The sequence below is a fragment of the Methylopila sp. Yamaguchi genome (genome assembly GCF_002897035.1).
Classification (GTDB): Bacteria; Pseudomonadota; Alphaproteobacteria; order Rhizobiales; family Methylopilaceae; genus Methylopila.
The window spans coordinates 31,266-49,801 of record NZ_BAUX01000002.1; the positions used below are offsets into that span (position 1 = coordinate 31,266).

Below are 18,536 nucleotides of genomic sequence, written 5' to 3' on the forward strand. Positions count from 1 at the left end.
CGGCTTCCGGATGACGCCTGCGTGAGGGATCAGAGGCGCTGGCCGGTCCAGACGACGAGGCCGCGCAGCACGTCCGCAAGCGCGGCGTTGAGGGCGCGTGTCGCGGTCGGGCCGTCGACCGCGCCGGGCAGCGGCCGGCGGGCCTGGAACACTTCGCCGGCGACGATCTTGCCGGTCTTGTCGCTGACGATCTTCGCGGTCAGCTCCACCACGGCCTGGCCCTGCCCCGCCCGGATTTCGAAGGCGCGGAGCTCGGTGACGAGCTGGTAGTCGATCGCGAGGCGGTCGCCGGGGCGCCCCACGCTCTTCAGCCGGTTGGCGTTCTCATAGGCCTCGATGATCTTGGCCTGAACGAGCTTCGGGAGACGGTCCGACCACTGCGAATCCGGGAGGTAGGTCACCTGCCCCACGTCCGGCTTCACGACGATGCGCTGCCCGTCGATCACGGCGACCGCGACGGGCTCGCCGACGACGAGGTTGCCCTGCTGCGAACCGCCGCGCGGCATGTCGGTCGGCGCCGTGAGGTCATACGTCGCCGGGGGCTTGCCGGCGAGCAGGCTGGAGCAGCCCGCGAGCGTGACGCCTGCGAGCAGCACGGCCATGACGCCGAAGGTCTTGGCTCTGAACGCCTGGGTCTTGGCGCGGATTGAAGGGGTACGCGGTTCGGTCACGGCTCTCTCCGAGCTCGTCGGGATACGGGGCGATGCGGCGGCGGGGGTCGTCATCGGCGGTTGTACTCGCGCACGCCGCCTGAGTCGCCGAACAGGAACTGACGCGGGTTGCTCTGAAGGCCGCGCAGGACGCGGTCGAGTTCGTTCAGCGTGCGGCGGCCGTCGGCCGTGAAGCCCTGAAGATCGCGGACGCCCGAGGTCGAAAGCTTGTTGACGCTCGCGGTGATGTCCGCTGTGCGCCCGTCGAGGCGCTGCGCAAGTTCGCGGATCGCTTGGCTGGTCTTCTGGAAATCGGCGATCGCGCCTTGCGTCTGATCGCTGCCGATCACGCGCTGCGCGTCGGTGATGACGGCGTCCAGCTTGTCGGCAGTGCCCGTCAGCCGCCCCGAGATCTGCCGCGCGTCGGCGACGATCTGGTCGACGTCGTTGCTGCTGCGGCCGAGCGCCGCCGCGAAGCTGTTCACGTTGTCGATGGTGGAGCGCACCTTCTCGCTGTCGACGGCCGAGATCACCCGGTCGACGTTCGCGATCGTGCGGCTGATCGTGGGCCCGTCGATCGACGTCGCCAGGCTGGTGAAGCCGTCGACCGCGCGGTTGATCTTGGCCGGATCGATCGCGGCGATGGCGCGGTCCGCGTTGCGAGCGGCGCTTTCCACCGAGGTGACCGCGTTCGAGACCTTCTGCGGATCGACCGCGTTCAGCAGCGCGGCGAAGCGATCGACCGCCCCCGAGACCTTCTGCGGGTCGACGCCGCGCACGATCTCCTCGACGCCGGCCAGCACGGAGTCGACCCGGCCGCCGGAGGCCCTCAGCTGGGTGGCGAGCGCCGCGACGTCCTTCAGGGCGGTCTCGATCTGGGGCGCGCCGTTCTTCAGCGACTCCGAGAAGGCGACGACGTTGGACATCGTCTTGTCCACCTTCGCCACGTCCACCGCCCGGACGAGGTTCTGCACGTCGGTCACGAGCGGCACGAGGTTGTCCGCGAGCGTGCCGATCTGGCGCGCGGCGATGCCGGTGTTCTGCATGAAGCTCTTGAGGTCGTCGGAGTTCGCGGCGAGCGCGGCGGTGAACTGCTCGACGTTGAGCAACGAGCGCTCCACCGAGCCGCGGCTGTTCGCCACCAGCCCCTGGACGTCGTTGAAGGTCAGCTGCGCCTTCTCCAGCACACTGCGCGCGCCTTCGAGGATGTCCTGGAACGCGGAGGGCTCGGCCACCAGCACGGGCGCGTTGTTGGGGTCGCCCGACTCCGTGGTCACCTTCGGCAGCGGCGCCGCGGTCGAGGAGCCGCCGGCGAGCTGGATGACGGAGCCGCCGGTGAGGCCGGTGATCTCGAGCCGCGCTTTGGTGTCCGAGCGCACGGGCGTGTTCGTGAACACCTCGATCCGCGCGACGACCTTGGCGGGGTCGAGCGGATCGAAGTTGAGATTGGTCACGTCGCCGACGCGGATGCCGTTGAACAGAACGCCGGAGCCTGGCGTCAGCCCGGACACGGCGCCCTGGAACTGCACGCGGTAGATCGCGCGCTCGCGCTGCTGGCCGGCGGAGGTGAACCACCAGACGAAAGCGAAGGCGGTCGCCACGACGAGGAGCGTAAAGCCCCCGACGAGGGCGTGATTGGCGCGGGTTTCCATCCGGTCTGCTCCTTGGCCCCGTCAGGCGGCCGTCGCGCCGATGCCGGCCGCGCGGGCCCGCTCGCCACGGAAATACTGCTGCATCCAAGGATCGTCGTTCTTGACCATCTCGGACATCGGCCCGACCGCCAGCGTCTTGCCGCCCTTCAGGGCGGCGATTCGGTCGCAAGCCGTGGTCAGGCTGTCGAGGTCGTGCGTCACCATGTAGACGGTCAGCCCGAGGGCGTCGCGCAACGTCATGATGAGCTTGTCGAAATCGGCTGCGCCGATCGGATCGAGGCCTGCGGTCGGCTCGTCGAGGAACACGATGTCCGGATCGAGCGCGAGCGCCCGCGCAAGCGCCGCGCGCTTGATCATGCCGCCAGAGAGCTCCGCGGGGAACCGGTCCGCGGCCTCGGGCTTAAGGCCGACGAGGTCGATCTTGAGCCGCGCGATCTCGTCGAGCAGCTTCGGCGACAGCGACGTGTGCTCGCGCAGCGGCATCTGGATGTTCTGCAGCACGGTCTGCGAGGAGAACAGCGCGCCCTGCTGGAACAGGACGCCCCAGCGCCGCTCCACCGCGAGCCGCTCCTTGGCCGTCGCCTGATCGAGGTCGACGCCCAAGACCTCGACGGTCCCCGCCTTCTTCGGCAGCAGCCCGATCACCGCGCGCAGCGTCACGGATTTGCCGGCGCCGGACGGTCCGACGACGCCGAGAATCTCGCCCCGGCGGACGTCGAGGTCGAAGCCGTCGATGACGTTGCGCTCGCCGAAGCCCACGACGAGGCCGCGCACGCTGATGACGTTGTCGGGAGCGGCGCCGTTTCCTTCGACCATGGTCAGATGCCCATCGCCGCGAAGAACATGGCGAACACGCCGTCGAGCACGATCACGATGAAGATCGACTTCACCACCGAGGAGGTGGTGCGTGCGCCGAGCGATTCGGCGGAGCCTTCGACCTTCATGCCCTCCGTGCAGGCGATGAGGCCGATCACGACGGCCATGAAAGGCGCCTTCACCAGCCCGACGAAGAACGTCTGGAGGGAGATCGCGTCCTTGAGCCGCTGCAGGAAGGTGACCGGCGTCACGTCGCCGTAGAGCCAGGCCACCAGGCCGCCGCCGAGCAGCGCCGACATGGAGGCGATGAACGCGAGCAAGGGCAGAGCGATCACGAGCGCCACGAGCCGCGGCATGGCGAGGATTTCGATCGGATCGAGGCCCATGGTCTTCAGCGCGTCGATCTCCTCGCGCATCTTCATGGACCCGATCTCGGCGGTGAAGGCCGAACCCGAGCGGCCGGCGACCATGATCGCGGTGAGCAGCACCCCGAGTTCGCGCAGGACGAGAATGCCGAGAAGGTCGACGACGAACAGCGTCGCTCCGAAGTTCTTGAGCTGGAAGATCGACTGCTGCGAGACGATCGCGCCGACGAGGAAAGAGATGAGCGCGATGATCGGCACGGCGCGCAGCCCGACGCGCTCCAGATGCACCACGGTCGAGGTGTAGCGGAACCGCCAGGGGGCGAGCAGCAGCTTGCCGGTCGCCGCCACCACGGCCCCGAGGAAGGAGGTGGCGCGCACGGCGTCCTTGCCGATCTCCAGCACGCCTTCCCCGACGTCGGCGAGCAAGGTCAGCGGGCCGAACTCGTGGCGGGTTGCAGGCGGCTCGCCGCGACCGCGATCGCTCAGCGCGTCGAGCAGGCGCTTGTGCGGCGGCTTGGCGTTGTGGATCTCGACTTTAGCGCCGATCTCGGCGGCGCGATCCTCGAGCTGGTGCAGCACCAGGACGCCGACGGTGTCGAGGCGATCCAGCTCTCCCAGATCGAAGGCGAGCGTCTTGCCTTGGGCGCCCGACAGGTCAACCGTCTCGGCGTGGCGCGCCGCGGCGTCCACGCCTTCGGCCGTCCATGCGCCGAGCGGGGTCAACACGAGCCCTTCGTCGAAGGTTTCGATCTTCAGATCGCCGGTCTTGGCTTCAACCTGCACGTGCGCTCGCCGTTGGCTCCTAGAGACTCGACCGCTTGCTCGACAAGACCCTAGCCTTAATAGTCAGCCTATCAGCCGCATGTCGAGGCGGCGTCGAGAGGCGGAGCGCGTTGTGGAGATTGCAAAGCCCTACCTGTTGTTTCTGGGCGACGCCCCGGACGCGCTGGCGGCGAAGACCGCAGCTGGGGTGGTGGACTGGCGGCGGGACTGGTGCGTGGGCCAGATGCGTCTCCAAGGTTGCGGCGCGAACGTGGGCCTCCCCGATATGGATGTTCCGGCCGCCGTGGCCGCGGGCGCCAAGACCATCGTCATCGGCGTGGTGAACGCCGGCGGGGTGCTCCCCGACCACTGGATCGACGAAATCGTGGCCGCCCTGGAGGCGGGCCTCGACGTCGCGAGCGGCCTGCATGGGCGCCTGAAGGACACCCCCCGCATTGCGGAGGCCGCCGAGCGCGCCGGCCGCGCGCTGCATGACCTGCGCCACGCCTCGGAACGCTTCGCAACCGGCAAGGGGACCAAGCGGCCCGGCCGGCGGCTGCTGACGGTCGGAACCGACTGCTCGGTGGGAAAGAAGTACGCCGCGCTGGCGCTCGAAGCCGAGATGCGGGCCCGCGGGCTCGACGCTGAGTTCCGCGCCACCGGCCAGACCGGAGTCCTAATCGCCGGCCGCGGCGTCGCAGTGGACGCCGTGATCGCCGACTTCATCTCCGGCGCGGCGGAGTGGCTGACTCCTGCAAACGATCCGGCGCATTGGGACGTGGTGGAAGGCCAAGGCTCGTTGTTCCACCCCTCCTTCGCCGGCGTCACGCTCGGCCTGCTGCACGGCGCGCAGCCCGACGCCTTCGTGGTCTGTCACGAGCCGACGCGCAAGACGATGCGGAACGTGGCGCATCCCCTGCCGACCATCGGTCAGGTGATCGAGGCGACGGTCGCCGCGGGGCGGCTCACCAATCCGGAGATTCGGTGCGTCGGAATCTCGATCAACACCGCGGCCCTGCCCGACGCAGAGGCCCGCGCAACGCTCGATGCGGCCACGGCGGAGCACGGCCTGCCCGCGAGCGATCCGATCCGCTTCGGGGTGGCCCCCATCGTCGACCGGTTGCTGGAAGTCCTTCCGTAACCGTGCGGCCGCCGGACAGGCCAGACGTCAAGCGGAAGCTCGGGCCCGTCTGGATGCCCCGGAAAAACCGGGGCATGACGCGGAAATCTTCGGATGATCAGAGCGTTACCGCGAGAGCCGCACCACCTGAACGTCGAGGTCGCGGATCTTCTTGCGCAGCGTGTTGCGGTTCACGCCGAGCAGCTCCGCCGCCTTGATCTGGTTGCCGCGGGTGGCCGCGAGCGCGGCCGAGATTAGCGGATACTCCACCTCCCGCAGCACACGGTGGTAGAGGCCCGGCGGCGGCAGGTTCTCGCCAAACTCGGCGAAGTAGGCGTTGAGGTGGCGCTCCACCGAGTTGATCAGCGTCTCGGCGCCGCCAGCCTCGTCGCCGATGGTCGCGGCCGGCGGTTGCGACAGCTCGGCGTCGATGATGGCCGCGCCGATGATCTCCTGCGGATAGAGCGCGGCGAGGCGCCGGATCAGGTTCTCGAGCTCGCGAATGTTGCCCGGCCAGCGGTAGCGCTTCAGCCGGTCGATCGCCGCGGCGTCGATCTGCTTCGGCGGCAAGCCCTCGCGCGCCGCCAGCGTGAAGAAGTGGCGCGTCAGGTCGGGCACGTCCTCCGCGCGTTCGCGCAGCGGCGGCAGCCGGATAGGCACCACGTTCAGGCGGAAGAACAGGTCCTCGCGGAACAGGCCCTGCTGGATGAGCAGGCGCAGGTCCTTGTTGGTGGCCGCGACGATGCGCACGTCGGTCTTGATCGCGGTGCGGCCGCCGACGGTGGTGTACTCGCCCTGCTGCAGCACGCGCAGCAGCCGCGTCTGCGCCTCCATCGGCATGTCGCCGATCTCGTCCAGGAACAGCGTGCCGCCCTCGGCCTGCTCGAACCGGCCGGACGAGCGCGCCTGCGCCCCGGTGAAAGCGCCCTTCTCGTGCCCGAACAGCTCGGCCTCGATCAAGTCGCGCGGGATCGCCGCCATGTTGATCGCGACGAAGGGGCCGGCGCGGCGCTTGCCGTAGTCGTGCAGGGCGCGGGCGACGAGCTCCTTGCCGGTGCCGCTCTCGCCCGAGATCATCACGGTAAGGTCGGTCTGCATCAGCCGCGCGAGCACGCGGTAGATGTCCTGCATCGCGGGCGAGCGGCCGACGAGCGGGATCTCGTCGACCTCGGCGTCGTCGCTGCGGCGCAGGTCCTTGCCCTTGGGCTCGGTCAGCGCGCGGCCGACGATCGCGATCAGCTCCTTCAGGTCGAAGGGCTTCGGCAGATACTCGTAGGCGCCCTTCTCCGAGGCGCGGATCGCCGTCATGAAGGTGTTCTGCGCGCTCATCACGACGACCGGCAGCTCCGGCCGCGCCTTCTTGATGCGGGGCAGCATGTCGAAGGCGTTTTCGTCCGGCATGACCACGTCGGTGATCACGAGGTCGCCGTCGCCCTGGGAGACCCAGCGCCACAGCGTCGCGGCGTTGCCTGTGGAGCGGACCTCGTAGCCGGCGCGGCTCAGCGCCTGATTGAGGACGGTGCGGATCGCGGCGTCGTCGTCCGCGACGAGAATGCTGCCTTGCGGCATGGGGCGATCAGCTCCGCTGGCGGCGGCTGTCGCCGCTCGTGAACATGGGCATCAGCACGCGGAAGGTCGTCCGCCGCGGCTGGGATTCGCATTCGATGATGCCGCCGTGGTTGCCGACGATCTTGGCGACCAGCGCAAGGCCAAGGCCGGAGCCGGTCGGCTTGGTGGTCACGAACGGGTCGAACAGGTGCGGCAGCAGATCCTCGGGCACGCCGGGGCCGTTGTCGCGCACGGTGAACTGCAGCGGCAGGCTCACGCGGGTGCTCGATCCCGGCACGGACAGCCGCACGCCCGGCCGGAAAGCGGTCGTGAGATGGATTTCGCCATCCTGAGCGTCGCCAATGGCTTCCGCGGCGTTCTTCACCAGGTTCAGAAACACCTGAACGAGTTGGTCGCGGTTCGCGAGCACCGGCGGGAGCGAGGGATCGTAGTCCTCGACGATCCTCAGGCCGCGGGCGAAGCCGGAGACGGCGATGCGCTTCACGTGCTCGAGCACGGCGTGGATGTTCACCGCCTCGCTCTCGATCGGCCGCTCGTCGGAGAACACCTCCATGCGGTCGACCAGCTTCACGATGCGGTCGGCCTCGTCGCAGATCAGGCGAGTGAGGACCCGGTCCTCGTCGCTCGCGGACTGCTCCAGAAGCTGCGCCGCGCCGCGGATGCCGGAGAGCGGGTTCTTGATCTCGTGCGCGAGCATCGCGGCGAGCGCCGTCACCGAGCGCGCCGCCCCGCGGTGCGTAAGCTGGCGGTCCATCTTGTCCGCGATCGTCCGCTCCTGCAGCACGACCACGAGGACGTCCGGACGCTCGTGCAGGGGCGCGACGTGGATGTCGACGATGCGCTCCCCGCCGTTGCGCGGCGTGCCCAGGTCCACCCGGTACTCGTTGACCGGAGCGCCGCGGTCGCGGGCCTGCTCGATCAGCGAGATCAGCGGAGAGCCGAACGGCACGAACTCGCGGATGTCATGCCGGCGGAGCACGTTGGCGCTCGCCTCGAAGAAGGCTTCGGCGGCGACGTTGACGTCGACGATCCGGCCGGCGTCCGCGACGCAAAGCACGGGATGGGGCAGCGCGTTCAGCACCGCTTCCGGCGCGCCGGCGCCGGTGCGGGGGCGATCGCTCGGCGCGAGGCTCATGCCGCGGCCCTCCAGCCGAGTTCGTCGTAGGCGGCGACGAAGGCGGACCGCGCCTCCTCCGCTGTGGGAGCGCTCTGCGCGGCGGCCTTCAGAGCAGCCGGAACGGGCGTCCCGGCGCTGGCCGCCGCGGCGTCCAGATACCAGCCGAGATGCTTGCGGGCGTGCCGGACGCCGACGTCGCGGCCGTAGAGCGCGAGCAGGCCTTCGTAGTGCTCGAGCGCGAGATCGCGCTGCGCGTCGAGGTCGGGCGTCTCCATTTCGCGGCCGGCGAGATGGGCGGCGACCATGCCGGGGAACCAAGCCCGCCCCTGCGCCCCGCGGCCGATCATCACGGCGTCCGCGCCGGAGGCCTGCAGCATCGCGGGCGCATCCTCGACCGCGACGAGGTCGCCGTTCGCGACCACGGGAATGGAGACCCGCTCGACGATGGCGCGGATCGCGCCCCAGTCGGCCTGGCCCTCGTAGAACTGCGCGCGCGTCCGGCCGTGTATCGTCACCATCGCGGCGCCCTCCGCCTCCGCGCGCGCGGCGAGGTCGGGCGCGACGATCGACTCGGCGTCCCAGCCCAGCCGCATCTTCACCGTGACGGGCGCGTCGACGGCGGCAACCGTGGCGGCGATCAGGCGGGTCGCGAGGTCGAGATCCTTCAGCAGCGCCGAGCCGCCATGGCCGCCCACGACCTTCTTCGCCGGACAGCCCATGTTGATGTCGACGATCGCGGCGCCGGCCCCCACGGCGACGCGGGCCGCCTCAGCCATCCACGCGGGATCGCGGCCGGCCAGTTGGACCACATGCACGCCCAAGCCCTCGCCCTCGGCGCGCAGCCGCGCCTCGTCGTCAGCCGTCGCCAGCTCCCGGGAGGCGACCATCTCCGACACCACGAGCCCTGCGCCGAGACGCGCGGCGATTCGGCGAAAGGCGAGATCCGTCACGCCGGACATCGGCGCGAGAAGCACCGGATTGTCGGGGGAAACGCGTCCAACGACAAAATTTTGGGCGAGAGGCACGGGGGCGATGCTGCTCATAAAATTGGCCGGCGGCTTGTGTGCACACATATTAGACAGATTTCGATCGGACACAACGCCGCAAAGCGTCTGTTTTCGTCGCTGCGCGACAGGGCGGCCGCACCTCGTTAGAAGACGGCGGGGAATTCGGCGCCCGTCGCGCCGGCAGCGGACGAAACGCGATGGCATTGTCCACAGATTCAAGCGGCCGAACGGTCGCCCTGATCTGCGCCGCGGGCGGCGGGCTTCGCGCCGGCGCGGGCGCGCCGAAGCAGTACCGTCTGCTTGGCGGAGAGCCGATGCTCGCGGTCGCCGCGCGCCTGTTCCTTGACCATCCGGACGTGGCGGAACTGAGGGTGATCATTGGGCCCGGCCATGACGACCATTACCATGAGGCGATGGCGCCGTGGTTCGGCCATCCCAAGCTGGGCGCGCCCGTGCTCGGCGGCGCGACGCGCCAGGCCTCGGTCCACGCCGGACTGCAGGCGCTCGACCACGGCGTCGACGTCGTCCTTGTCCATGACGCCGCCCGTCCCTTCGCGAGCTCCGCGCTGGTGTCGCGCGCGATCGCCGCGGCTTACGCCCATGGCGGGGCCGTTCCGGGCGTCGCGGTGATCGACACCGTCTGCGCGGTCGCCGCCGACGGCGAGCGGGGCGCCACGATCGACCGCGCGGGCGCACGCGCGCTGCAGACCCCGCAGGCGTTTCGCCACGGGTCCCTTCTCGCGGCCCACGCCCGGGCGGCGGCGGAAGGTCGCGAAGATTTCACCGACGACGGCGCGCTGTACGCCTGGGCGGGGCATAGGGTCGTCGTGTTCGAAGGAGAGGCGCGCAACGTGAAGCTCACGACCGCAGAGCAATTCGACGACGATCTGCTCCGGCGCGCCGGCGCCGAGTTCCTGGCTCGCGGCGACGTCCGCACGGGGACCGGCTTCGACGTCCACGCCTTCGCGGAGGGCGACCACGTGACCATCGGCGGCGTGAAGGTCCCGCACGGTTTCGGCCTGTCCGGCCATTCCGACGCCGACGTCGTGCTGCACGCGCTCACAGACGCGGTGCTTGGCGCGTTGGGCGACGGCGACATCGGCGCGCACTTCCCGCCATCGGACCCGACCTGGAAGGGCGCCGACTCCGCGCAGTTCTTGGAGGACGCCGTGGCGCGCGTCCGCGCGGCCGGCGGCGTCGTCGCCCACCTCGACGTCACGGTGGTCGGCGAAGCGCCCAAGGTCGGGCCGCACCGGGAGGCCATGCGGGCGCGGATCGCGGAGATCGCAGGCGTCGCCGTGGGCCGCGTGGGCGTCAAGGCGACCACGACCGAGCGGCTCGGCTTCGCCGGGCGGCGCGAAGGCCTCGCAGCCATGGCCTCCGCCACGATCCGCCTCCCCTTCAAGGATGATCTGGCATGAGCGCGACGGTCTATGAGCTCGCCGAAGAGACGCTCCGCCTCGCCCGCGGCGCGGGGCTGACGATCGCGACCGTCGAATCCTGCACCGGCGGGCTTGTCGCCGGGGCGTTGACCGAAGTGCCGGGCTCGTCCGACGTCGTCGACCGGGGTTTCGTCACCTACTCCAACGCCGCCAAGACCGCTCTGGTCGGCGTGCCGGCCGAGTTGATCGAGGCCAAAGGCGCGGTCAGCGAAGAGGTCGCCGTCGCGATGGCTGAAGGCGCGCTCGCGGCCGCCGGCGTCGGGCTGACGGTCGCGATCACCGGCGTCGCCGGTCCCGGCGGCGGGTCGGAGGACAAGCCCGTCGGACTGGTGCATTTCGCGGCGGCCCGCCTCGGCCGTCAGACCCTGCACCGCGAGCGGCGCTTCGGGGACCTCGGCCGCGCCGAGATCCGCCGCCGCTCGGTGATCGAGGCGCTTGAGATGCTGCAAGAGGCCTCGGGAGCGACGGGGGTAGCCTGACGACGCCGCCGTTGCTCCGGGCGAAGTCCCGGAGCCTATAAGCCCGCCGCCAACAAGGCGCGACGCACCTCACAGATGATCGTCAGCCGCCGGCTTATAGGCTCCGGCATTTTCGCTGGGCTTCAGCCGGAGCGACTGCGCCCGCTCAATCCACTCGCTTCATGCCCTTGGCGAAGCGGCGGGCGTTCGCGACGTAGCGTCCTGAGGTGCCGAGCAGCCGGATCTCCCACTCCGGCCCGAGCGTCTTCACGACCTTGGCCGGCGAGCCGACGATCATGGAGAAATCCGGAAACTCCTTACCCTCGGTCACGAGCGCGTTGGCGCCGACGAGGCAGGACTTTCCGATCTTTGCGCCGTTCAGCACCGTCGCGCCCATGCCGATCAGGCTTCCGGCCCCGATGGTGCAGCCGTGCAGGATCGCGCCGTGTCCGACCGTGCAGTCGGGTCCGATGTCGAGCGGAAACCCAGGGTCGGTGTGCAGGATGCAGCCGTCCTGGACGTTGGAGCGCGCGCCCACGGTGATCGTCTCGTTGTCGCCCCGCATCACGGTGCCGAACCAGACGTTGGCGTCCTCCTCGAGCACGATCTTGCCCACGAGCACGGCCGTCTCCGCCACCCAGTACCGGCCATTGGCGGGCGTCTGAGGGCGGTCGCCGTCGAGTTCGTACAGGGCCATGACCGGCTCCCTCTTTCCAAACGTCACATGCCCAGCGCCGCCGCCCCCGAGAGCGCGGCCGAGCCCAGCGCAAGGCTCCACAGGCCGGCCAGCACCGTGCCGACGGCGATCCCGATCGCAGACCGTCGGCGGGCGCGGAGGGCGATCAGGTTACGGGCCATCATGTACGGCGCGGCGATCGTCACAAGCGGCACCGCGACCACGGCCGTCGAGTCCGGCGAACGCAGCAGCCGGAAGCTCGCCCGACGCGCGGTCGCCGCCTCGAAGGCGGAGGCCGCGAGCGCCGACAGGGCGAAGCCGAGGCAGAGCGTGAACAGGCTGGCGACGAAGGGCGACATGGGCCTCTCCCGACGACGGCGGCCGCCGCCGTCCGAAGCATGACGCCAGCAACATCCGGGCCGTCCCTGATTGGGACGCGGCCCGGCGGACCTCACTCGAGGTCGGTCTCCAGGATCGCCATCTGGAAATTGTAGGACAGGTCGCCGTCCTCGTCGTCGCGGAACACGACGCCGATAAACTCCTCGCCGAGATAGACCTCGGCGCTGTCGTCCTTGCGTGGACGCGCCACGACCCGGACCGTCTGGTTCTGGAACAGGCGGCGCATGTAGCTCTGCACGCGCTCGATTTCGCGCTTTTCCAACGTCACCTCCCAGAGTGGACTGGCTTGACGCGCCGACGCGGACGACCGGCGCGAGAGGCCGCACGCCTTGCCACGGGCGGCGGCGGGAGGCAAGGCGGCGCGAGCGCCGACGACGTCAGAGACCGGCGTCGTAGAAGATGTGGTCCATGGTCCGCGACGGCTCCTTGCAGGGCGACGCGCCGACCACGCGGGCGGGGACGCCGGCGACGGTGGTGTTCGCTGGCACGTCCTGCAGCACGACGGAGCCCGCCGCCACGCGCGAGCAATGGCCGACCTCGATGTTGCCGAGGATCTTTGCGCCGGCGCCGATCAGCACGCCGTGGCGGATCTTCGGGTGGCGGTCTTCGGTGCTCTTGCCGGTGCCGCCCAGCGTCACGCCGTGCAGGATCGAGACGTTGTCCTCGATGACGGCCGTCTCGCCGATCACGACGCCGGTGGCGTGGTCGAAGAACAGGCCCCGGCCGATGCGGGTCGCCGGGTGAATGTCGACCTGGAAGACCGACGACGAGCGGCTCTGCAGATAGAGCGCGAAATCATGCCGCCCCTGCGTCCACAGCCAGTGGGCGAGCCGATGCGTCTGGATCGCGTGGAAACCCTTGAAGTGCAGCAGCGGCTCAAGCGCCCGGGTGCAGGCGGGATCGCGCTCGACGACCGCCGCGAGGTCGGCGCGCACCGCCGCGCCGATCGTCGGATCGGCGGCCACGGCCTCGTCGTAGGTCTGGGAGATGATGGAGGACGAGAGGTCCTCATGGCCGAGCCGCGAGGCGATGCGGTGGCCGATCGCCTGCTCCAGCTTCTCCTGATTGATCACCGTTGCGATCAGGAAGCTCGCAAGCTCCGGCTCCCGACGCAAAGCCTCCTCGGCCTCGGAGCGCACACGCGCCCAGACGGGATCGAGGGTGAGCAGGTTATGGCTCTCGGCGCGCGCGAGCTTGGCCATGGCGTAACACTCCCGGGGGGCCGCCGTTTATATCTGGCGGTTCTCTACCACACATGGTCTCGGCGCGCGCTGAAGAAAGGGCGCGACGCCCATGCGCCTCAGGGGCGCCTCGACAGAAAGTCGACCACACCCTGCTTGTAGACCTTGTCGCCGACCGCCCTGTTGTGGTCGCGGCGGGGGATTTCGAGCACCTCGGCGCCGGGGATCAGCCTGGCGAGCGCATGCGGATCGCCCGCGACGTCGTCCTCGGTGCCGACGGCGATCAGCACCGGCGTGGTGATCGTCCCGAGCTTCTCCGGATCGACCAGCGACCGCTGCGCCCGCATGCAGGCGGCGAGCGCGCGGCGATCCGCCTTGGTCGCCTCCGCGAAACGCCGGAACATCTTGGCGGTCGGGTTCACGATATCGTCGACGCTGTCGGCGACCAGCCCCTCGGCGATCTCCTCCGCCGAGGGAGCTCCGCGCAGAAGCCCCTCGCCCATGCCGCCGATGATCGCGCTCCGCAGGCGCTCTCGGTTCCGGATCGCCATCAGCGACGTGACGCGGGCGCCCATGGAGTAGCCCATGACGTCCGCGCGATCGATCTCGAGGTGGTCGAGCAGCCGCAGCGCGTCCTCGGCCATCAGGTCTGACCCGTAGAACGCCGGGTCGTAGAGCTTCTCGCTCGCGCCATGGCCCCGGTTGTCGATCGCGATGACGCGGCGACCGTCGGCCTTCAGCAGGTCGAACCAGCCGGGTCCGACCCAGTTCACGTCGAGGTTCGAGGCGAAGCCGTGGATCAGTAGGATGGGATCGCCCTCGCCCTCGTCGCGGTAGGCGAGGTCGAGCCCGTCGGAGGAGAAGGTCGGCATGGCGGCTCCGGTCGTGCGTTGGGAGAGCGAGGCGTCGAGGGGCCGCGACCCTAACCGCAGCCGGGGTTAGACGAAAGCCGTGGGACCGCTTGTCCGCGCCGCGCAAACCGCCTAATCCGAAGCTCAGGCTGCACGACGATCGAGGACCCGCGCCCATGGCCGACCACGGAACCCCGCACTTCGCCAACGACGCCGGCGTGAGCGTCATCCATATTGGAGCGAAGGAGTTCCAGTGCATCGGCGCGAAGCCGCCGTTCGACCACCCGCACATCTTCCTGGACATGGGCTCGGACGACGAGATCATCTGCCCCTACTGCTCGACGCTCTACAAGTTCCGCGCCGACCTGCACGCCGACCAGTCCGATCCCGCCGCCTGCCTGTGGAAGGCGCCCGCGGCGGCCTGACGCGGAGGTGACGCGCCCGGTCCTGATCGCCGGCGCGGGCATTGGCGGACTGACGCTCGCGCTCGCGCTGGCGGAGCGCGGCCTCGCCAGCGAGATCTTCGAACGCGCCTCCGCGCTCGACGAAGTCGGAGCCGGCGTCCAGCTCGCGCCGAACGCCAGCCGCATCCTCGACGGAATGGGCCTCGGACCCGCGCTCGACGCCGTGGCCGTACGGCCCGAGGGCGTCGTCATCTCGGACGCGCCGAGCGGCCGGCCTCTTAAGACGATCCCGCTCGGCGCCGCCGCCGAACGGCGGTGGGGCGCGCCCTACCGCGTGGTCCATCGCGCGGATCTGCAGGCGGCGCTGCACGACGCCGTAAGCGCGCGTGCGTCCATTGGCCTGACGCTCGCCGCGCGAGCGGTGAAAGCGGAGGACGTCGCCGGCGGCGCCGTGCTTGAGATCGAGACTGCAGGCGAGCGCAGGACGATCGACGGCTCCTTCGTCGTCGGCGCAGACGGCCTCCGCTCGGTTGTGCGGCAGGCCGTGAAGCTTCCCGAGGCCGCCCGTGAGACCGGCCTGATCGCGCATCGCGCCGTGCTGGCCGCCGAAGCGCTGCCGAAGGCTTTCCCGCTTACGCACGTCAGCGTCTGGCTCGCGCCCAGCGCGCACATGGTGGTCTATCCCGTCCGGGCGGGCCGGGAGGCCAATGTCGTCCTGATCGGAGCGCTCGGCGCGACGACGCCGGGGGAGCGGGTCGCCCGCTGGGCGGCGCCCGCCCGGGCCCTGGTCGCGGCCGCCCCGCGCTGGACCGAATGGCCGCTGTTCGACCGCGCGCCGGCCGCGCGCCTGCGCCGGGGTCGCGTGGCGCTGATCGGCGACGCCGCCCACGCCACACTGCCCTCGCTCGGCCAAGGGGCGGCCTTCGCGATCGAAGACGCCGCGACCCTCGCCCGCGTGATCGACGAGGGCGGACCCGATCCGCTCGCCGCCTACGAGACCGCCCGGATCATGCGCGCCATGCGTCTGCCCGAAGCCTCGCGTCGCCAGGTCGCGATCGACCACATGGGCGGCCTCGCGGCGCGCGCGCGCAACCTGGCGCTGACGGCTGCGCCGACCTCCGCGCTGCTGCGCGGGCTGGACTGGATCTACGGCTGGCGCGACGGCTAAGGCGAGACGAGGAAGGCGGCATGACGAACTATTCCCCGCGCAAGGACGACCTCATCAAGGCCTTTCCGGAGCGGATCTCGACGCCGCCAGCGCTTTTGCTCGCCTTCGCGGACTGGCTCGCGACGCATCCTTGGGGCTCGGTCGGCGCCTTCGACCTCTCGCCCGGCTGGTCGGACCATATGATCTTCGGCGGCGAGCGATTCTTCAGAGAATTTGCGCTGTTTCTTAGGCTGCCGGACGGCTCCCGCGCTGGTTACTGGCTGAGCGACAACCGGCCACTGGAGCAGGCGCCGATCGTGCTGGTCGGCTCGGAGGGGGAGGCCGAAACCTGGGCGCCGGACCTGCCAAGCTTCCTGGTCCGGCTTGCGACCGCCGACTTCGACGACGCCGGCGCGGCGAGCGACCTTATGCCAAACCACGACGACACGGCTCCGAATCTCCGCGGCGCACTCGCAGCCTGGCTCGGCGCACGGCTTGGCGCCTCCGGCGCAGGTCGACTGAAGCGGCCGCGAGCCGACGAACCGGACGCTTTTCGCGAATGGTATCTTACGGCCGCGCGAGAGCCAGAGACGGATCTCGCCCACGATCCGGACACGCACGCGATGACGAAGCTCCTGGAGCGCTACCGGCCGCCGGCTTCAGCGGCCCCCTGGGACGTGACGACGCTCTCCGTGGGCTGGGCGGGCGACCACGTCGAGATCGTGAACGCCTCAGCCGGCCATGAAGCCGTGCCGGAGAAGGACGCGCTCACGCCGCATCTCGCTGCGCTGCGCCGGAAAGCTGCGGAGCGTACGCCCGGCGTCGGCCTGTGGCACAACGCCTGGATCACGATCGCGAACGAAGACCCCGCCCGGCTCGACGCGATCTACCTGTTCGAACCGAAGTTTTTCCTCGGCCAGCCGCCCGCTTCGGCGTTCCGGGCCGACCAGGCGACCGCGCCGCGCGCAGCGCGACGCGTCCCCGACTGGCTGGCGCGCCTGCTCGCCTGAGCGTCGTCACTTCCCGTCGGAAAAGCCTTTGAACGTGACGTCGGGGGCGCTGGTGTTGTGCTTCGAGGGCTCGACGCGGTCGAAGCGCACCTCGGTGGTGCTGGCGCTCTTGAAGTCCATCACCGGTTCGATGAACAGCCCGCCTTCCATCCGCCAGTTCACCCGCGCCGTGTCGGCGTTGTCGGACGTCACGAACATCGAGCGGATGCCGGCGAAGGGGGCGAGCTTGTCGCCGGCGGGGAGCCCGTCGAGCTTGACCTCGAGCGTCACGCCCTCCCGCTCCGCCTTCGCGACCTTGAGTTCGCCCACGCCGCCGCGAGCGAAGGTCATGCGGAAGGTCAGCGTCTTGGGATCGATCTCGAGCTTCGAGACGTCGACGATCGGCCGATGCTGCTCCTCGATCGGCCCGAGCAGGAACGAAGTGCCGTAGGCCGCCTCCGGGAACTTCACGGGCGGGATCGGCTTGGCCCGCCAGTAGCCGTCGAAGGGGTAGAACACGAGGTATTCGACGAACTTGCCGTCGACCTTCTTCAACGCCTGGATCAGGTGGATGTCGCTTTCGTCCACCCCGCCGATGACGACCTCCGCGCCGCGCGGGCGCCAGCTGACCTCGTGGGTGAACCCCAGAATCTTGGTGTCGGCGTCCTCGTACAGCGTCAGCGTCTTCGGTTGGAACTTGAACTTCGGGTCGTCCTTCATCGCCTCGCAGTGGTCGAAATTCGGCGCGGTGTCGTCCTTCTCGAGGCTGGCGAGATAGACCGGAGGCGTGACCTCGATGGCGAAGCGGCGCACGTCCGCGCCCGTCATCGTGTAGTAGACGTTGTCAAATTCGGCGCACTGGGTCGGATGGCTTCGGTTCTCGACCAGCGCCCGCGCGTCGCTGGCCGCGGCCGGCGCGGCGAGGATCACGCTCGCGCCCCACAGCGCGAGAATCACGGCGGCGAGGCCGCCCGTCGGATTGCGCACGTCGAAATCTCCGGCAGGTGTCGTGGGTTGAAAGGTATAGCGCGCCTTAGCGGCCGCCGGTGACCCGTATGTTCGCGCCGGTCACGTAGGAGGCCGCGTCCGACAGCAGCCAGACGATCGCTTCGGCGGTCTCCTCCGCCGTTCCGGCCCGGCCGATCGGGATGCTCGAGGCGAGGCGCTGGAGGCGGTCGGGCTGGCCGCCGGCGGCGTGGATCTCGGTCTCGATCAGCCCCGGCGACACGGCGTTCACGCGGACCCCTTCGGCGGCGAGCTCCCGCGACAGCCCGATCGTCAGGCTGTCGATCGCGCCCTTGGTGGCGGCGTACCAGACGAACTCGCCCGGCGATCCCAGATTGGCCGCCGCCGACGACAGATTGACGATGGAGCCGCCCTGCCCTCCGCGCGCGGTGGAGAGCGTCCGGGCCGCCTCCCGCGCCACGAGCAGCGCGCCGGTGACGTTGAGCGCGACCACGTCCTTCAGCATGTCCGCCGCGGCGTCCGCGAGCTTCCCCGCCGGCGCGCCGGTGATCCCGGCGTTGTTGACGACGCCCCTGGCGGGCCCGAGCGCCGACTGCGCCATGTCGAACAGGTTGCGCACGTCGCTTTCGATCGCGACGTCGCCCTGCACGACGGTCGCCCTGCGGCCGAACGCGCGCACTTCGTCCGCCACCTTTTCCGCCGCGACCTTGTCGCGGGCGTAGTTCACCGCGACGTCCCAGCCGTCCCGCGCCGCCAGTCGGGACACCGCCGCGCCGATGCCGCGGCCGCCGCCGGTGACGATCAAAACCTTACCCTGGTCGTTCACTGCAGCGCCCTCGCCTTTGCCGGACGTCGCGAGCGGCCTTCGCTCTCGACTTACCTGGATATCGCGCGACGCCGACGCGCCGTCGCCGAGCGAAATACACCCGCCATGACCTAGCGCAAGGCGCAGAGGTTCGCCTCAA

At 70.0% G+C, this 18,536-nt stretch carries 20 protein-coding genes; 6 read left to right on the forward strand and 14 right to left on the reverse strand.

From position 1 onward, the window contains the following. Nucleotides 1–29: 29 nt before the first annotated feature. Genes METY_RS02325 through METY_RS02340 form a run of 4 tightly spaced genes read right to left on the reverse strand, consistent with a single transcriptional unit; the run spans nucleotide 30 to nucleotide 4,266 of the window. Complete coding sequence (locus METY_RS02325; protein ID WP_244593491.1) at nucleotides 30–671, reverse strand: ABC-type transport auxiliary lipoprotein family protein; 642 nt, start codon at nucleotides 669–671, stop codon at nucleotides 30–32. Nucleotides 672–721: 50 nt separating this feature from the next. Next, complete coding sequence (locus METY_RS02330; RefSeq protein WP_103119797.1) at nucleotides 722–2,302, reverse strand: MlaD family protein; 1,581 nt, start codon at nucleotides 2,300–2,302, stop codon at nucleotides 722–724. A gap of 21 nt (nucleotides 2,303–2,323) precedes the next feature. Beyond that, the gene (locus tag METY_RS02335) at nucleotides 2,324–3,118 is read right to left on the reverse strand and encodes an ABC transporter ATP-binding protein (protein ID WP_103119798.1); all 795 of its coding nucleotides are present in this window, start codon (nucleotides 3,116–3,118) and stop codon (nucleotides 2,324–2,326) included. A gap of 2 nt (nucleotides 3,119–3,120) precedes the next feature. Next, nucleotides 3,121–4,266: an MlaE family ABC transporter permease gene (locus METY_RS02340; RefSeq protein ID WP_103119799.1), complete on the reverse strand. Its 1,146-nt coding sequence runs from the start codon at nucleotides 4,264–4,266 to the stop codon at nucleotides 3,121–3,123. 112 nt (nucleotides 4,267–4,378) lie between these two features. Here METY_RS02340 and dgcN point away from each other — a divergent pair, with 112 nt between their 5' ends. Next, nucleotides 4,379–5,386, forward strand: coding sequence for an N-acetyltransferase DgcN (gene dgcN, locus METY_RS02345; RefSeq protein WP_103119800.1), 1,008 nt, complete (start codon nucleotides 4,379–4,381; stop codon nucleotides 5,384–5,386). Between the two features lie 105 nt (nucleotides 5,387–5,491). Here the strand turns inward: dgcN and ntrC are convergent, their stop codons facing one another. Genes ntrC through dusB form a run of 3 tightly spaced genes read right to left on the reverse strand, consistent with a single transcriptional unit; the run spans nucleotide 5,492 to nucleotide 9,094 of the window. Continuing rightward, nucleotides 5,492–6,934: a nitrogen regulation protein NR(I) gene (gene ntrC / locus METY_RS02350; protein WP_020185519.1), complete on the reverse strand. Its 1,443-nt coding sequence runs from the start codon at nucleotides 6,932–6,934 to the stop codon at nucleotides 5,492–5,494. 7 nt (nucleotides 6,935–6,941) lie between these two features. Beyond that, the gene (locus tag METY_RS02355) at nucleotides 6,942–8,069 is read right to left on the reverse strand and encodes a two-component system sensor histidine kinase NtrB (protein WP_103119801.1); all 1,128 of its coding nucleotides are present in this window, start codon (nucleotides 8,067–8,069) and stop codon (nucleotides 6,942–6,944) included. Then, the gene (gene dusB / locus METY_RS02360; protein WP_103119802.1) at nucleotides 8,066–9,094 is read right to left on the reverse strand and encodes a tRNA dihydrouridine synthase DusB; all 1,029 of its coding nucleotides are present in this window, start codon (nucleotides 9,092–9,094) and stop codon (nucleotides 8,066–8,068) included. Before dusB ends, METY_RS02355 begins: the two co-directional genes overlap by 4 nt. Nucleotides 9,095–9,255: 161 nt before the next feature. On the opposite strand from dusB, the gene METY_RS02365 reads away from it, so the two are divergent. Both METY_RS02365 and METY_RS02370 read left to right on the forward strand, forming a co-directional pair. Next, nucleotides 9,256–10,479 (forward strand): bifunctional 2-C-methyl-D-erythritol 4-phosphate cytidylyltransferase/2-C-methyl-D-erythritol 2,4-cyclodiphosphate synthase, encoded by a 1,224-nt coding sequence (locus METY_RS02365; RefSeq protein ID WP_103119803.1) that lies wholly within the window; start codon nucleotides 9,256–9,258, stop codon nucleotides 10,477–10,479. Further along, a complete protein-coding gene (locus tag METY_RS02370; protein WP_103119804.1) occupies nucleotides 10,476–10,979 on the forward strand; it encodes a CinA family protein in 504 nt (167 codons plus the stop codon). The genes METY_RS02365 and METY_RS02370 overlap by 4 nt, the downstream gene beginning before the upstream one ends. Before the next feature lie 145 nt (nucleotides 10,980–11,124). On the opposite strand, the gene METY_RS02375 is transcribed toward METY_RS02370, so the two are convergent. The 5 genes from METY_RS02375 to METY_RS02395 form a co-directional block, all read right to left on the reverse strand. Next, complete coding sequence (locus METY_RS02375; protein WP_103119805.1) at nucleotides 11,125–11,655, reverse strand: gamma carbonic anhydrase family protein; 531 nt, start codon at nucleotides 11,653–11,655, stop codon at nucleotides 11,125–11,127. Nucleotides 11,656–11,678: 23 nt separating this feature from the next. Next, nucleotides 11,679–11,993: a DUF6949 family protein gene (locus tag METY_RS02380; RefSeq protein ID WP_103119806.1), complete on the reverse strand. Its 315-nt coding sequence runs from the start codon at nucleotides 11,991–11,993 to the stop codon at nucleotides 11,679–11,681. A 92-nt stretch (nucleotides 11,994–12,085) separates the two neighbouring features. Beyond that, entirely contained in the window at nucleotides 12,086–12,295 is a 210-nt protein-coding gene (locus tag METY_RS02385) for a DUF3126 family protein (protein WP_020185526.1), read from the reverse strand. Between the two features lie 115 nt (nucleotides 12,296–12,410). Beyond that, nucleotides 12,411–13,235 (reverse strand): serine O-acetyltransferase, encoded by an 825-nt coding sequence (cysE, locus tag METY_RS02390; protein ID WP_103119807.1) that lies wholly within the window; start codon nucleotides 13,233–13,235, stop codon nucleotides 12,411–12,413. Between the two features lie 98 nt (nucleotides 13,236–13,333). After that, nucleotides 13,334–14,086, reverse strand: coding sequence for an alpha/beta fold hydrolase (locus METY_RS02395; protein ID WP_103119808.1), 753 nt, complete (start codon nucleotides 14,084–14,086; stop codon nucleotides 13,334–13,336). Between the two features lie 155 nt (nucleotides 14,087–14,241). Here METY_RS02395 and METY_RS02400 point away from each other — a divergent pair, with 155 nt between their 5' ends. Genes METY_RS02400 through METY_RS02410 form a run of 3 tightly spaced genes read left to right on the forward strand, consistent with a single transcriptional unit; the run spans nucleotide 14,242 to nucleotide 16,626 of the window. Next, the gene (locus tag METY_RS02400) at nucleotides 14,242–14,490 is read left to right on the forward strand and encodes a zinc-finger domain-containing protein (RefSeq protein ID WP_103119809.1); all 249 of its coding nucleotides are present in this window, start codon (nucleotides 14,242–14,244) and stop codon (nucleotides 14,488–14,490) included. 7 nt (nucleotides 14,491–14,497) lie between these two features. Then, on the forward strand, nucleotides 14,498–15,637 hold the full coding sequence (locus METY_RS02405) for an FAD-dependent monooxygenase (RefSeq protein WP_103119810.1): 1,140 nt from the start codon (nucleotides 14,498–14,500) through the stop codon (nucleotides 15,635–15,637). A 20-nt stretch (nucleotides 15,638–15,657) separates the two neighbouring features. After that, a complete protein-coding gene (locus METY_RS02410) occupies nucleotides 15,658–16,626 on the forward strand; it encodes a hypothetical protein (RefSeq protein WP_103119811.1) in 969 nt (322 codons plus the stop codon). A gap of 6 nt (nucleotides 16,627–16,632) precedes the next feature. On the opposite strand, the gene METY_RS02415 is transcribed toward METY_RS02410, so the two are convergent. After that, nucleotides 16,633–17,592: a hypothetical protein gene (locus METY_RS02415; protein WP_103119812.1), complete on the reverse strand. Its 960-nt coding sequence runs from the start codon at nucleotides 17,590–17,592 to the stop codon at nucleotides 16,633–16,635. A 46-nt stretch (nucleotides 17,593–17,638) separates the two neighbouring features. Next, on the reverse strand, nucleotides 17,639–18,397 hold the full coding sequence (locus METY_RS02420) for an SDR family oxidoreductase (RefSeq protein WP_103119813.1): 759 nt from the start codon (nucleotides 18,395–18,397) through the stop codon (nucleotides 17,639–17,641). Nucleotides 18,398–18,536 lie beyond the last annotated feature (139 nt).